Below are 17,060 nucleotides of genomic sequence, written 5' to 3'. Positions count from 1 at the left end.
TTTAAAATATTTTTATACAAAATGTAGTGTTGAATTCTAAGCGATTCAGAGCATGTCTCACTATTTTGGGTATCCAAGTTTTGGAATGGATAATTTTAAAAGTCAACTTGGAACCCTATAAAAAAGTTAGCCAGTCCCCTTAAATAGTTGAGAAGTTTAAAAAAATTGACAATGGACAATTGACATTTGACAATGGTGGAGGAAACTGGACTGCCAGTTTTTTTTCAATTGAAGGGCATAAATGTTGAATTGAAGATATAAATCTAACTAAAACTAAATTCAAAGTTCACAGCCGTAACAAGAAGGACGGGCGTAGCGAAGTATAATTTCCTTAAGTCATTTTCACAGTTAAACCGAAAGGTTATCAATAAAATTTAAAATAGTAATTGATAATCATTCTTAAATAGAGTAAAATATTACCTGGGAATAAAGAGAAAATAAGGAGAGGTTTAAATGAGTAAAAATATAATAATAAGGAAGTTATCCAGTAGAAGCATAAAAATACAGATGACTAGTGAAATTATTTTAGCATTTTTAGCTGTTTTATTGGCAGTAATTATTATGGTGAATGTAGTTGCTGTAAGAATACTTGGAGAAAATACTAAAAATACAATGGTATCAATGACGACACAGGTTTCACAAACCATTGGAAAGACTAATGAAAAAAATATTCAGTTAGTTAGTCTTTTAAGTAATACTTATTTTGTAAAGGATAAAAACATAGATGTAAATAAAAAAATTGAAATGTTAGAGCCTTATAAAGAGGATTCAAGTATAGTATTTTTTTCAATAACAGATAAAGACGGGAATGTTCACTCTAATGCTAGTGTTAATGGTGTGAATGTTAAAGATGAAAAGTTTTTTCAAAGTTCTATGCAGGGAGAGATTTATACAGAATCCACTAGATTTTTAGATGAAATAAATAAGTATGTCATTACATATAGTTGTCCAATAAAGGATAACAACGAAATAGTAGGTGTTTTAACTGTTGCTGAAGATGCAGAAATTATGTCCAAAGGACTTAGTGAAATAGAGTATGGTAACAGCGGTGGTATATATGTTATAGATCAATATGGATACACTGTTTTAAGTAATACATTTGAAGATATTGAGAAGAAAGAAAACATAATTAAACAGTCTGAAACAGATAGTATTGCTATACCTGTAGCAAAGGCACATAAAGATGGTATAGCTGGAAATAGTGGAGTAGAAGAATATAGTATAGAAAAACAAAATAAATATATAGCATATTCACCTATTAAAAGTTCCAATGGATGGGTTACTTGTATTTGGATTGAGAAATCTGAGGTGTTAAAAAGCCTAGATAAGATGCAAGAAATACTGATAATTATAGCTTTAGGGGCAATGGTTTTAGCCATACTTACAGGATTAAGTATATCTAGAAAATTTGGAAGATATTTAGAAAAAATTAAAAATGCTATAGGTACTATGGAAGAAGGAGATTTTACATTAACTTTTACAAAGGAAGAACTAGAAAATAAGAATGAAATAGGAGATATTTATAGAGCTATTCATAAAAGCAAAAGCTCTATAGGTGAAGTTATAAAATCTGTTATGGAAAGTAGTAATGTAGTAACTGAGCAATCTAAAGTTTTAAACACTTCTTCAAATCATATGGTTTTAGGTTCTCAAAATATTGCCCATGCTATACAGGAAACTGCAAAGGGAAATGATGACCAAAGTAATGGGCTTACTAATATAAATTTATCTATGAAAAATTTTGAAGAAAAAATTATCTCTATGAATGGTGAAGTTTCTAATATAAGCAATATGGCTGAAAAGATAGGCGTTCAAGTGGAAGAAAGCAATAGTGATATGGAAGGATTAATTGGCTCTATTGAAAATTTCAACGATAATTTTAAACAATTCAGTAATGTAATAGCAACTGTAAACAACAAAGTAAACTCAGTAAATGATATAACTACAGTTATAAATAATATATCAGAACAAACTAATCTTTTAGCGTTAAATGCAGCAATTGAAGCAGCTAGAGCAGGAGATGCAGGAAGAGGATTTGCAGTTGTTGCAGATGAGATAAGAAAGCTTGCTGAAAAAAGTAAAAACTCTGCAATTGAAATAACTAAAGTTATTGAAGAGGTTTTAGAAGAAAGTCAAAATATGCAATTTGGAACAAGAATTATGAATCAAGATGTTAATAGTCAAAGGGAAAGCATAAATAAAACTATAGAATCTTTTAAAAGTGTTGGACAATTTATAAAGGACATAGTACCTAAAATGGAAGAGATGAAAAATTATTCACAAGAAGTTAGTGATGAAAGTGAAATTATATCAAGAAAATTAGAAAGTTCTACAGCAATAGCAGAAGAAATATCTGCAACAACCGAAGAAGTATCAGCAACAACGGAAGAGTTAAATAGCTCCGCAGAGGAAGTAGCTAAGGCAGCAGAAGTTTTGGTGGATTTAACAGTAAATTTAAAAGAAAAAGTAGGGGTATTTAAAATTTAATTGTATTAGTTAAGAATATATTAAATGGAAATTGACAATTGACATTTGACAATGTTGGTTGAAACTGGGGGTTAGATAGTTAAGAGTTAATAGTTCAGGATGAAAATAGACTGCCAGTTTCTTTTGAATTAGAGGGATTAAAATTTAAGTTTGAGAGATGAATCTAACTAAAACTATATTCAAAGTTCACAGCCGTAACAATAAGGACAGGCGTATCGAAGTATAATTTCCTTAAGTTATTTTCACAGTGAAATCGAAAGATTATCAATAAAATCTAAAGTAACCAAAGCCGGTCCTTAAAATAGTAGCTTTGCTGCGTAGATGTTCGGGACTGGCTTTGATTTATTAGTTAAGAAATATAAAACTAGGAGAGCATCAAGTGTTAGCGAAGAAAATAAATTTACCGTGCCTGTCCCATTTGTGATGGAGCCAAAACTAGTAGTAATTGTTTATTTTATTATGGGGATAAAATAAAAAAATTAAGGATTAAGAATTAAGAATTTAGAATTTAGGAGGAAACTGGGGTTTAGATAGTTAAGAGTTAATAGTTAAAAGTTAATAGTTCAGGATGAAACTGGACTGCCAGTTTCTTTTGAATTAGAGGGATTAAAATTTGTATTTGGGAGATAAAACAAACTAAGGATATATTCAAAATGTACAGCCTTAACAAATGGGACAGGCACGAATGGTTTAGCTCCATAAAATAGAGAATAGCTCTTTAGAGTTAGTTATTATAAATAAAAAAAGTTAGCCAGTCCCTTAGTTAGTTAAGAGTTAAAAGTTAACAGTTAAGAGTTTAGGATGAAAGTGGTAACCACTTTCTTTTTAATCTATAAATATAATTTGCTTTGCAAATTTATATAAAAATACGTTGAGAATTACTAGGAACGAAGTGAGTAGTAATAACTACAACTATTAATTATTAACTCTTAACTGAAAATATATAATATTTTTAAAGTGTGCAGCCGTAACAAGAAGGACAGGTTCATTTAGTTGTACCACCATAAAAAACTTTAGTACTCAATAAAACAGTTTATATAAAATAAATTACCGAGCAAAGAACCAGTACTTGAGCTGCAAAGTAGTGTATCTATAAGGTACTGGTTTTTTGTTTATTTTGTTATGGGAATAAAATAAAAAAATTAAGGATTAAGGATTAAGAATTAGGAATTCACGAGGAAAGTGGAAACCACTTTCCTTTTAATCTATAAATATAATTTGGTTTGTAAATTTAATAAAAAATACGTTTAGTATTACTAGGAAAGAACCAGTACTTGAGCTGCAAAGTAGCGTATCTATAAGGTACTGGTTCTTTGTTTATTTTGGTATGGGAATAAAATAAACAAAATTAAGGATTAACAATTATGAATTAATAATCCAGGATGAAAGTGGTAACCATTTTCTGAAAATGATTTAAAAAATACGTTTAGCATTACTAGGAGCATAGCGAATAGTAATAACCACAACTGTTAACTATTCACTCTTAACTCTTAACTAGAAAAGTTTCTCTTGTCATGGAGGTAGAACTTGGGAGAATTGATTGCTTAGTTGAGGTAGAGAGTTTGGAAAAATTGACAAAGGACAATTAAAAAAATTAAGGATTAAGAATTAAAGACTTAATTTTTTTACTTGAAAACCGATAATATCTTTATATACTAATTTAAAATATTAAAATACGGAAAAATAATAAGTAAGATTTTTATATATTTTATAGGGTTATAAATTGAGCTTGAAACATATGTTCCAAACTTAGACATTTAAACGCGTGAGACATGCTGTAGTAAATATATAAATCATTAAAATAGTATTTTTCATGTATTTAAAGAAGGGGTGTAGATAGTGGATATAGGAAGATTATCGATGGGAATGAGTAATGTAGCATTATCAACAGCTGTTAGCTTAGCAGTTACTAAATTACAAATGAATTCAATGAATGAAATGGCAGTTAATATGCAGGATATGATGAGCAACATGGCTGTAAATCCTAATGTAGGAACTAAAATTGATGTAGTTGGATAGTAATATAGGGAAACAAGCTCCCATTTGAATTTATTCAATAACCTTAAAATATCTTTATGCAAGATATATTGTTGAATTCTAGGTGATTTGGAGCATGTCTCACTATTTTGGGTATCCAATTTTGAAAATGAATAATTTTAAAAGTCAACTTGGAACCCTATAACTCCTTTTATAAAATTGCATAATGTATTTTTATTTTGAGTTATGATGTGTATTTAAAAAACTACATGCCATAACTTTAATAATTTATAGAGATAAAATTTGAGATTAACATTATAATAATTTTAAATGGAAATTAGTAGGAAGCTGCTAACTAATAGTAAAATATTAGTCTTAAATTTTCTCATTTATGTTATGTAATTTTATATTTAAATTAGGCTAATTTGATTAAAAGTTTTAAAGGATATGGATAAATGGTGGTGTATTTATGAAAGGGAAAAAAGTAAGTTTTTTAAGAGGTAGAAGAAGTATTAAAACTCAAATGATAACCAAGATTGTTGGAGCATTTTTATGTGTATTAATTGCAATATTAATATCGGTAACTATTTTAGCAAGTCGAATTTTAGTTGATAATTCTAAACAAACACTTAAAAATATTGTAAACCAAACATCTCATCTGGTTTATAAATATGCAGAAGATTGTTTAGAAATCACTGAAATTTTAAGTGATAATACTTCTATAAAAGATGCTAATATAAGCAACGAAAAAAAGTTAGATGTATTAAAGTATTCTGTTAAAAAATATGATTTATTATCAATTGGATTTACAGATAAAAATGGAAAGTTATATGCTACAAGTACATCAGAAATACTTGATTCATCAAAGGAAAAGTATTTTCAGGCATCAATTAAAGGTGAAAAGTATGTAAGCTCTACAGAGTTCTCAGAACTATTTAATAAGTACATAGTTACATATAGTGTACCAGTTAAAAGTGGCAATGAGATAATAGGTGTAGTGAGCATAATTCAAGATGCAGCTAAAATAACAGAATCACTTAAAGAAGCCCAATATGGAAAAAGTGGTGCTGTTTATGTTATCGATAGTACCGGTGCAACTATTCTAAGTAATGATTTTAATGATATAGAATCTAAGGAAAATATAATAGAGGAAGCAAAAAGTGATAAAGAAGTTGAAAACATTGCAAAATATCATAGAAAACTTTTAAATGGAGAATCTGGTGTCGGTGATTATACATATCATGGAAGGACAAAATATCTAGCATACCAACCAATAGAGGGCACAGAAGGTTGGGGAGTTTGTATGCTTATAGACAAGGATGAAGTTTTACAAAGTTTATCTAAGTTACAAATGGTATTAGTTATAACAATAATTATTGCTTTAATAATTGCTATAGGTGTTAGTATGAAGATTGCTATTAATTTTACAAAAGCATTAACTAAGATAAAAGATGCTGTAAAAACTATAGAAAATGGTGATTTTACTATGACCCTTACAGATAAAGATTTGAGTTATAATGATGAGATTGGAGATATTTATAGATCAATAAAGGAAAGTAAAACTTCTATGGCAGAATTAATAAAATCTGTTAGAGATAATTCAAAGATAATTAATGAACAAGCATTAGTTCTTCAAGATACTTCAAATAATCTTTTATCAGGTTCATCTAATATAGTTTATGCAGTTCAAGAAGCAGCTAAGGGCAATGATGAGCAAAGCAGTCACTTGTCATTAATAAATGAATCTATGAATAATTTTTCAGAAAAAATTGTTGAAATGGACAAGGCTGTTGAAAATATAAGCGAAATGGCTGGGTTAATCGGTGAAAATGCTGATGAAAGCAATAAGGATATGAAAGATTTAGTTAAGTCTATAGAAAGGTTTAATGAAAACTTTAAAGGATTTACATCAGTTATTTATAGTGTGAATACAAAAATAAAATCGGTAAATGAAATAACTACAGTAATAAATGCTATAGCAGAGCAAACTAATTTGCTAGCATTAAATGCAGCTATAGAGGCTGCTAGAGCAGGTGAAGCGGGACGAGGATTTTCAGTTGTAGCAGATGAAATAAGAAAACTTGCAGAGAAAAGTAAAGATTCGGTAGTAGAAATTACTAAGGTTATTGAAACTGTATTAGAAGAAAGTAATAAGATATATGTTAATACAGACGATATGCAAAAGGATATAGAAGGTCAAAGAGGAAATGTTGATAAGGCAATTAAATCTTTTGAAACTATATCATTAAATATAAAAGAAACAATTCCTAAAATAGAGATGGTAAGTGAAAGTTCAGGAGATATAAATAAAGAAGGGGAAGTTATTGCAGATAGACTTGATAATGCAACAGCAATATCAGAAGAAATTTCAGCAACAACTGAAGAAATATCTGCATCAACAGAAGAATTTAATAGTTCAAGTGAAGAGGTTAATAATGCAGCGGAAAAATTACTGGATTTAGCAATAGAACTTAATAAGAAAATGGAGATATTTAAATTAGAAGAAAACTAAAGCTTAATTAGTTAAAAGTTAAGAGTTAACAGTTGAAAGTTAAGGAAGAAACTGGGTTAGTCCAGTTTCTTTGAATTTAAAGGAGTAAAATTTGTATTTGGGAGATAAAACAAACTAAGGATATATTCAAAATGTACAGCCGTAACAAATGGGACAGGCACGAAAGGTGTAAACCCATAAAATAGAGAGCAGCTCTTTAAATTTAGTTATCATAAGTAAGAAAAGTTAGCCAGTCCCTTAAATAGTTAAGAGTTAAGAATTAATAGTTAAGAGTTTAGGAGGAAACTGGATTCCAGTTTCTTTGAATTAGAGGGAGTAAATTCTAGGTTCGAGAGATTAAACTAAACAAAAGCTAAAATCCAATTTTGCAACCGTAACAAATGGGACAGGCACGAATGGTTTAATTACATAAAATAGAGAGTAGCTCTTTGAATTTAGTTACCATAATAAAAAGAGTTAGCCAGTCCCTTAAATAGTTAAGAAGTTTAAAGAAATTGACAATGGACAAAGGACAATTGACAATGGTGGAGGAAACTGGACTACCAGTTTCTTTAGATTAGGGGAAGTAAAATTTGAGTTTGAGAAATAAAACTAACTAAAGGTAAAATCAAAATGTACAGCCGTAACAAATGGGACAGGCACGAAAGGTGTAAACCCATAAAATAGAGAGCAGCTCTTTAAATTTAGTTATCATATCCCTTAAATAGTTAAGAGTTAAGAATTAATAGTTAAGAGTTTAGGAGGAAACTGGATTCCAGTTTCTTTGAATTAGAGGGAGTAAAGTCTAGGTTCAAGAAATAAAACTAACTAAAACTATATTCAAAGTTCACAGCCATAACAAATTATATAATTGACAATGGACAAAGGACAATTGACAATGTTGGTTGAAACTGGACTGCCAGTTTCTTTTGAATTAGAAGGAGTAAAGTCTAGGTTCGAGAAATAAAACTAACTAAAACTATATTCAAAGTTCACAGCCGTAACAAGAAGGACAGGCGTACCGAAGTATAATTCCCTTAAGTTATTTTCACAGTGAAATTGAAAGATTATCAATAAAATCTAAAGTAATCAAAGCCGGTCCTTAAAATAGTAGCTTTGCTGCGTAGATGTTCGGGACTGGCTTTGAGTTATTAGTTGAAAAATATAAAACTAGGAGAGCATCAAGTATTAGCGAAGCAAATAAATTTACCGTGCCTGTCCCATTTGTAATGGAGCGAACACTAGGAGTAATTGCTTATTTAAAGGTTTCACTAAAACCAAAATAGGGGTACTGGTTCTTTACTTGTTTTATTGTGGAAATACAGCAATTTTGGAATCTACAGTTTAAACGAAGAAAATAGCCACAAATGAACCTGTCCCACTTGTGATGGGGTAAAAATCTTAGATAATTACTTACTTAGAAGTTTTACTTTTGTAGATTCAAAATACGTTGAGAATTACTAGGAGCAAAGCGAGTAGTAATAACCACAACTATTAACTTTTAACTATAAAAATCCCACAACCATTCACTTAATGTTCATAATTTATGATAATATAATATGTATACGCAAAATCGTAGTGTTTTCTTGTAATTAAGTAGAGGATTCCAAGTTGACTCTTAAATTTATTTATTCCAAAACATAAATTTTTGTTATCAGCTGAGAAAAATAAGTACAAATATATTTAGTTAAGAACCACAACTATTCACTCTTAACTTTTAACTAAAATAATCTGTTAGTTATTGATAAAATATTAATTTGAATTTTCTCATTTGATAAATGAATAAGTTTAAGATTTAATTTGGAACCCTATAACTTTCCATAATATATTAATCATATTAAATTAAATAATAGATAAATAAATTTTTATTATTTGTTAATATGGTCTATTATTTTTTTCATAGGTCTTATTTAAAGATTTTACATAGGTTATAATAATGAATATATAAATGCAAAACTTTTATAGAAATTGCAAAAATAATTTAGTTTTGTGGTGAAGGAGTGTTTTTTATGTTAGTAGATACAGTTAAAAAATATTATGACAAAGAATATGATTTAAATTGTGCAGAAACAATTATATATGCAGCAAATGAGGAATATGGTTTAAATCTTTCACATCAAACTCTTAAAACTATGGCTGCTTTTGGTGGTGGAATGGCTGTAGAAAGCACTTGTGGAGTAATTACAGGTTCTATAGCAGTACTTGGAATTATGTTTACAAAGGAAAAAGCACATGAAAGCGACAGAATTAAGCTGTTAACTCAAGAGTTTATAGATACTTTTGTAAGTGAATTAAAAACAGAAAGTTGTGCAAGACTAAAAAATAGATATAGAGATGATGAAAAAAGATGTGCAGACATTGTGTTTAAAGGCGCAGAAATATTAGATAACATAGTTAATAAAAATAAAGCAAAGTAAAAATTACATATTATAGGGTATATAATACCTAATATTAACTTATACATAAAAATTTAAATATGAATTGAGAATGTTCATATCTTAAAAAGGTTGATAATCAAATTTAAAACATTATCAAATTTCTTTAAGATATTTTTTGAAATTTGCTTTATAAATTGAATTTCATAATAAATAATTTCAATTTTATATTAGATGTTTTTATATGCAATTTTAATTATTTTAAAGATTTCAAGACAAAAATGATGTTTTATGGAAAGTTGCTTAATTACAAGAGAACATTAAAAAATAAAAGATTAAGATTCAATGAATAAAGTGATACTTTGAGGTGCATACCTATATTTGTGGAAGAGGTGATTTTGTGGATTTTAAAGAAGTTTTAGAATTTGATAATAAAATTGTATTAAAGGATGTTAAAAACTTTGAACTTAAGGATATATTTGATTGTGGTCAGTGCTTTAGGTGGAATAAAACAAAAGATAATACTTATATAGGAGTTGCCTATAATAAGGTTATTGAAATAGAAAAAGAAGGCAATAATGTTATTATACATAACTCTAGCCTAAAGGATTTTAATGAAATTTGGTGTGAGTATTTTGATTTGAAAAGAAATTATTCAGAAATAAAAGAAGAACTTAAAAAGGATTCAATATTGGCTACAGCTGTTGCTTTTGGTGAAGGTATCAGAATATTAAAGCAAGAGCCTTTTGAAATATTAATTTCATTTATAGTATCAGCTAATAATAGAATACCAATGATTAAAAGAGCTATAAATAACATAAGTAAAGAATATGGAAATGAGTTAGAGTATAAAGGTGAAAAGTATTATTCCTTTCCATCAGTAGATAGACTTATAGAAGCTTCACAAGAAGACATAGAAAAAATGGGTGTTGGTTTTAGAGCTAAATACATAGTGGATTCTATAGATAAAGTTTATAATAATGTTTACAATTTAGAGGAAATAAAATCAATGGACGATGATGGATGTCATGAAGGGTTAAAACAGTTTAATGGTGTTGGTCCTAAGGTGGCAGATTGTATAATGTTATTCTCTATGCAAAAATATTCATCATTTCCTGTAGATGTATGGGTTAAAAGAGCAATGCAACATTTTTATGTGGCACCAGATGTATCACTGCCAAAAATAAGAATGTTTGCAAGAGATAAATTTGGAAATTTAGCTGGTTTTGCTCAACAATATTTGTTTTTCTATGCAAGAGAAAATAAAATAATATAGAAATTTTAAAAGTTAACTTGGAACCCTATACTAAAGATTGGTGGTGGAGATTATTAGCAGAAAAATTGATAACTTTTTAAAAAAATATGGTGTTCACTTATTTTTTGCTGTGTTTACCATTATAACAATAATTGTTGGATATGAGTATTTTTCCAAATATGCCTCTGCATTTAAAGATCCTGATAATATAAAAAATGTTATACTGTCATACGGTGCTTATAGCTTTTTAATTTTTATAGCCTTACAAGTTATACAGGTTGTATTTTTTTTCATACCAGGAGAAGTAGTTCAAATTGTAGGTGGATATATTTATGGACCAATTAAAGGTTCTTTATTATCTATAGTAGGAATAGCTTTAGGTAGTGCAATAGGATATTTAATAGCAAGATACTTAATGAGAGAACAAGTACAAAAGATGATAGAAAAAAGGGATTTGAAATTGTTTAAAAAAATATTGACTAGAGGAAGTAATAAGCTAGTAATATTTTTTGTATATCTTATACCAGGAATTCCTAAAGATATTTTGGTATACTTATGTGGTGTTTCAGATATAGATTTTTTAGAGTTCCTAATATATTCTACATTAGGGAGGCTTCCATGGATTATAGTATCTGCATTATTTGGAAATGGAATAGGTGAGAGAAATTATGTTACATTAACTATTATAGCTATAGTTTCCTTAGGATTTTTTATTTTTGGAGTGTTAAAAGGAAAAGATCTTCTTAATAAATTCCATAAGATAAAAAATAAAAAAAGTTCAAAATTTAACAAAAAATAAAATAATAAGTTAAATATGAGAAAATGGAAGAAAATAAAAGTAAATTAAAGCTAATTAATGATAAATACGGCTTTTAATAAGCAAAGAAAGTTTGAAATTAAAGTGTTGTTTATTTATTATAATAATATGATTAGCACTCTGCAAAAGAGAGTGCTAATAAAATAAATATTTTTAGGAGGTCATAGTTATGGCAATAAAACCACTTGGTGATAGAGTAGTAATTAAAAGAATAGCAGCTGAAGAGGTAACTAAGAGCGGTATAGTTTTAACAGCAGCATCAAAGGAAAAGCCACAAGAGGCAGAGGTTGTTGCAGTAGGACCTGGCCTTGCTGATGCTAGAATGGAACTTAATGTAGGAGATAGAGTACTATTTTCTAAATATGCTGGAAATGAAATAAAGCATGAAGGACAAGAATATATAATACTTAAGCAAGAAGAAATACTAGCAATAATTGAATAATAATATAGTGAAGATAAAAATAGAAATAAATTAGTAATTGGAGGGTATTAAAATGGCTAAGACAATTTTATTTAGTGAAGAAGCTAGAAGATCTATGCAAAGAGGTGTGGATATATTAGCAGATACAGTTAAAGTTACACTTGGACCAAAAGGAAGAAACGTTGTTTTAGATAAGAAATTTGGATCACCACTTATAACAAATGATGGTGTTACTATAGCAAGAGAAATTGAACTTGAAGATGCTTTTGAAAATATGGGAGCACAACTTGTAAAAGAAGTTTCAACAAAAACAAATGATGTAGCAGGTGATGGTACAACAACAGCTACATTATTAGCTCAAGCAATTATAAGAGAAGGTTTGAAAAATGTAACTGCTGGAGCAAATCCAATGTTAATAAGAACCGGAATAAAAATGGCTGTAAATGTTGCAGTTGAAGAAATAAAGAAATATTCAAAGCCAATAAGCGGTAAAGAAGACATAGCTAGAGTTGCAGCTATATCAGCAGCAGACGAAGAAATAGGACAATTAATATCTGATGCTATGGAAAGAGTAGGAAACGAAGGCGTTATAACTGTTGAAGAGTCTAAATCAATGGGAACAGAGCTTGATGTAGTTGAAGGAATGCAATTTGATAGAGGATATTTAAGTGCTTACATGGTAACAGATGCAGATAAAATGGAAGCTAACTTAGAAGATCCATACATTTTAATAACAGATAAGAAAATAACAAATTTACAAGAAATACTTCCAGTTTTAGAGCAAGTTGTTCAGCAAGGAAAAAAATTATTAATAATTGCTGAAGATGTAGAAGGTGAAGCTTTAGCAACATTAGTAGTTAATAAATTAAGAGGAACATTTACTTGTGTAGCTGTAAAAGCTCCAGGATTTGGTGATAGAAGAAAAGAAATGCTTCAAGACATAGCTATACTTACTGGTGGAACAGTTATAAGTGAAGAACTTGGATATGAATTAAAAGATGCTTCAATAGAAATGTTAGGAAGAGCTGAAAGTGTTAAGATTTGTAAAGAGAACACAACAGTTGTTAATGGAAAAGGATTTAAAGAAGATATAGCTAAGAGAGTAAATCAAATTAAAACTCAAATAGAAGAAACAACTTCAGATTTTGATAAAGAAAAGTTAAGTGAAAGACTTGCAAAACTTGCAGGTGGAGTTGCTGTAATTAAAGTTGGTGCTGCAACAGAAACAGAACTTAAAGAAAAGAAATTAAGAATAGAAGATGCTTTAGCTGCGACAAAGGCTGCAGTTGAAGAAGGAATTATAGTTGGTGGTGGAACAGCTTATGCTAATATAATACCAGTTATAGAAAAATTAACATCAGATATAGAAGATGTTCAAGTTGGTATAAATATAATAAGAAAATCATTAGAAGAACCAATAAAACAAATAGCTATAAATGCAGGTCAAGAAGGTGCTGTAATAGCTGAAAAAGTAAAAATGTCTGCACCAGAAATAGGATACGACGCATTAAGAGGCGAATTTGTAGATATGATAAAAGCTGGAATAGTTGATCCAACTAAAGTTGCAAGAAGTGCACTTCAAAATGCTGCATCAGTAGCTTCAACATTCTTAACAACAGAAGCTGCAGTTGTAGATTTACCAGAAAAAAACAGTCCAGCTCCAATGGCTCCAGATATGGGCATGGGCGGAATGTACTAATATAAATTAAAAATATAAAAATAGAAGTCGCTTTTCAGCAACTTCTATTTTTTTTCAGTTACACATAATCAAATAAATAATAAGGTGATATTATCATAAATATGTGACTATTTATTTCTTTTTATATACCTTATTGAGGTTTATAAGAAAATATGATAATTTAATCTTAGAATCTAAATACAATTTAAAGTATTTTTCTCAAAAAACAGTAAAATTTATAATAGGTGTGTAATAGTATATAAGTAGAAAATGATTTTGAATTAAGGATTTGGAAGCTAAGATTCTTATTATTACTTGGTCACTTTTAATAAGAGGAGCTAATAGTGAACCCACTCCAAATTAAACATTAAATTTAGTTTAGCTAAAATGTTTAATTTATTGGAGTGGGTTATTTTTTATTAATGCAAATAATTATTTTATTAGGGTTTTTATCGAAAATAAAACATTGTATATAGATATAAGGACGTGTGATGATGGGTATTAAGAAAAGAAGGTTAGGAGATTTATTATTAGATGAAAATAAAATAACTAAAAATCAACTACAAGTTGCACTGAATAATCAAAAAACAGAGAAGAAAAAGTTAGGTGAAATATTAGTTGAAATTGGAGCAATATCTGAAGATGAGATATTTAATATTTTAGAAAAACAATTAGGTATAGAAAGAGTTTACTTAGATTCTATTAATCTTGAAGAAAAGATAGTGTCTATAATTCCTGAAAATATAGCTAAAAAATATAATGTGATAGCTATAGATGCAGATGAAACAGAAATTATTGCTGCCACTTCAGACCCTCTTAATATATTTGCCATAGAGGATATTAAAATAATAACGGGAAAAGAGGTACGACTTTTAAGCTCTCCTAAAAGTGAAGTTGAAAGAGCTATAAATAAGGTTTATAGCAATATAGTGGAATACAGTTCTAACAGTAAAGAAGAAGTGGATTTATTCAATAGTGAAATTATGGATTCTCCTATAGTTAAAACAGTTAACTGGATTATTGAAAATGCTATAAATGCTAAAGCATCAGATATTCATATAGAACCTTTAGAAGGTAGAGTAAAAGTTAGATTTAGACTAGATGGGCAGTTAAAGGAAATAATGTCCTTAGAAAAAAAAGATTTAAATGCTATAGTTGCCAGAATAAAAATACTTTCGTCCTTAGATATTGCAAAAAAGAGAGTACCACAAGATGGCCGTATATTAACTAAGGTTAATGGTGTAGATATTGACCTTAGAGTGTCAACTCTTCCAACTGTAAATGGAGAGAAGATTGTTATAAGAGTGCTAGATAAAAGTGCTAACAATATATCAAGAAATAATTTAGGGTTAGATAAAAGCGATGAAAAAAAATTAAAAAGAATAATTTCAAAACCACATGGAATAATTCTTTCAACAGGACCTACAGGAAGCGGTAAATCAACTACCCTTTATTCCATATTGAAAGAGCTAAATGATGAAAGTAGAAACATAATTACAATAGAAGATCCAGTAGAATTTTCTATAGAAGGAATAAATCAGGTAAATGTTAATTACAAAACAGGACTTACTTTTAGTTATGGACTAAGGTCTATATTAAGACAGGACCCAGACGTTATTATGGTTGGAGAAATTAGAGATGCAGAGACATCTAAAATTGCAATGAGAGCAGCTATAACAGGACATTTAGTTTTAAGTACATTACACACTAATGATGCTCCATCAACAATAATAAGGCTTATAGACATGGGAATAGAACCATATCTCATAGCTACATCTATTGTAGGGGTTATATCTCAGAGGCTTATAAGAATAGTTTGTCCCAATTGTTCAGAAAATTATGAAGCTACCAGTTATGAAAAAAAGTTACTAAATATAGATGTTAATGAAAAAGTAATTATTAAAAGAAAAATAGGGTGTAATAAATGTAATAAAACTGGATATAAGGGACGAGTTGGTGTTTTTGAAATTATGGAGATAGACCAAGAAATTAGAGAGTATATAACAAATGGAGAAAGCATAGATAATATAACAAAATTAGCAATAAAAAAGGGTATGACAACCATAAGGGATGCCTGTATATCTAAAGTGTTAGATAAAACAACCACAATAGAGGAGCTAATAAGAATAGCCTATTTAGAAAACAATTAATTAGTAATATAAAGCTATTTATAAAATTGATAATAGTGATTTTATAATTATATTTGAAGATGTAAGAAAAATTATATATAAAAAACGAGAAAGAGAGGTGATAGTTTGTCAAAGTTTAAGTACGTTGCAGTTAATGGATATGGTGTAGAGCGTAATGGCATCATAGATGCAGCTAGTAAGGATGAAGCTATGGAAAAACTTATTGAAAATAATATTTTCCCTAAAGATATAAGTAAATATAGGCAAGGACTTGATATAAAAAAGCATTTTCATAAGGTTACTTTTAAGGATATAGTTGTTTTTTCAAGGCAGTTTGCTTTTATAATTAATTCTGGTTTTCCTCTTTTGGATGGAATAACTGTAGTAAGGGAACAGATGAAAAACGAAAGACTAAAAGAAATATTGCATCAAGTATATATAGGCGTTGAAAAAGGTGGTTCTTTAGGTGGAGAATTAGAAAAATATGATGAGTTTCCTGACCTATATGTAAACATGGTAAAATCCGCAGAAACCTCAGGAAATTTAGGTGAAATATTGGATAGATTAGCAGAGTATTATAATACTCAATACAAAATAAAGAAAAAGATTGCATCTGCAATGACTTATCCAATGATAGTCTTTGGAGCCTCTCTTTTAATAGTGTCTTTTATAATAATTTTTATATTACCAAGATTCATTGAAAATGTTATAGATGGTGGTGGGAAAATACCATTTATTACTTTAATTTTTATGAACATAAGTAACATAATAATAAATTATGGAATATTTATTATTATAATAGGAGGATTTTTGCTATATAAGTTTAAAGAAAAACTAAAAAACAATAGGGCTATGGCAATAAAATTAGATAGAAAAAAATTAGATAGACCTATATTTGGTAAATTAAATAGAATGGTTATTGCTGCTAAATTTTCAAGAACTTTAGGCACCCTTTTAGTATCAGGAATTGGGATAATAGAAGCTTTAGATTTATGTGGTAATGTTGTTGGAAATAAATACATTGAAAATAAAATGGAAATAGTTAAAGAAAGAGTAGAAAAAGGAGAAGCCATAGGAAATAGTATAAAAAATATTGATGTATTACCGCCAATTCTTATTCAATCCATAGTGGTTGGAGAAAGAGGTGGAAATCTAGATGAGATATTGGCTAAAACAGCTGTTTTTTATGAAAATGACGTGGAAATATTAGCAACACAATTAGCATCTGTAATAGAGCCGTTAATAATAATTTTTTTAGGTGGATTAATAGCTATCATTGCAATATCTATGTATTTGCCACTGTTTAGTATGTATAACGCCGTGTAATGGTAAAAGTTGTATTTAAAGTTACTATTTGGATAGTTGATGATAAAAAACTAATGATGTTATAGTTGGCAATTGAAAATGATAGATGAAACTGAATTAGTCAG

The 17,060-nt window shown here is 28.7% G+C and carries 10 protein-coding genes; all 10 read left to right on the top strand.

The genetic code is table 11. From position 1 onward, the window contains the following. Window positions 1-453: 453 nt before the first annotated feature. Window positions 454-2,487 carry a methyl-accepting chemotaxis protein gene (locus ACYUE0_RS14720; protein WP_460271228.1) on the top strand — a complete coding sequence of 678 codons (2,034 nt, stop codon included), beginning with the start codon at window positions 454-456 and terminating at the stop codon, window positions 2,485-2,487. Between the two features lie 1,839 nt (window positions 2,488-4,326). Next, on the top strand, window positions 4,327-4,506 hold the full coding sequence (locus ACYUE0_RS14715) for a putative motility protein (protein ID WP_199870494.1): 180 nt from the start codon (window positions 4,327-4,329) through the stop codon (window positions 4,504-4,506). Window positions 4,507-4,933: 427 nt separating this feature from the next. Further along, window positions 4,934-6,976, top strand: coding sequence for a methyl-accepting chemotaxis protein (locus ACYUE0_RS14710; protein ID WP_460271225.1), 2,043 nt, complete (start codon window positions 4,934-4,936; stop codon window positions 6,974-6,976). Window positions 6,977-8,964: 1,988 nt separating this feature from the next. Further along, window positions 8,965-9,372, top strand: coding sequence for a C-GCAxxG-C-C family (seleno)protein (locus ACYUE0_RS14705; protein ID WP_460271222.1), 408 nt, complete (start codon window positions 8,965-8,967; stop codon window positions 9,370-9,372). Window positions 9,373-9,730: 358 nt separating this feature from the next. After that, complete coding sequence (locus tag ACYUE0_RS14700) at window positions 9,731-10,606, top strand: DNA-3-methyladenine glycosylase family protein (RefSeq protein ID WP_460271220.1); 876 nt, start codon at window positions 9,731-9,733, stop codon at window positions 10,604-10,606. A gap of 43 nt (window positions 10,607-10,649) precedes the next feature. Further along, window positions 10,650-11,384: a TVP38/TMEM64 family protein gene (locus tag ACYUE0_RS14695; RefSeq protein WP_460271218.1), complete on the top strand. Its 735-nt coding sequence runs from the start codon at window positions 10,650-10,652 to the stop codon at window positions 11,382-11,384. A gap of 187 nt (window positions 11,385-11,571) precedes the next feature. Continuing rightward, window positions 11,572-11,844, top strand: a complete 273-nt coding sequence (locus ACYUE0_RS14690; RefSeq protein WP_061996526.1) for a co-chaperone GroES — start codon at window positions 11,572-11,574, stop codon at window positions 11,842-11,844. A 52-nt stretch (window positions 11,845-11,896) separates the two neighbouring features. Further along, entirely contained in the window at window positions 11,897-13,522 is a 1,626-nt protein-coding gene (gene groL / locus ACYUE0_RS14685; RefSeq protein WP_460271215.1) for a chaperonin GroEL, read from the top strand. Between the two features lie 473 nt (window positions 13,523-13,995). Next, a complete protein-coding gene (locus ACYUE0_RS14680) occupies window positions 13,996-15,651 on the top strand; it encodes a GspE/PulE family protein (protein ID WP_460271214.1) in 1,656 nt (551 codons plus the stop codon). Between the two features lie 105 nt (window positions 15,652-15,756). Then, on the top strand, window positions 15,757-16,956 hold the full coding sequence (locus ACYUE0_RS14675) for a type II secretion system F family protein (RefSeq protein WP_061996529.1): 1,200 nt from the start codon (window positions 15,757-15,759) through the stop codon (window positions 16,954-16,956). Window positions 16,957-17,060: the final 104 nt, after the last annotated feature.

The sequence above is a fragment of the Clostridium sp. CTA-19 genome (genome assembly GCF_054767855.1).
This window is presented reverse-complemented; position numbering and strand designations above follow the sequence as displayed.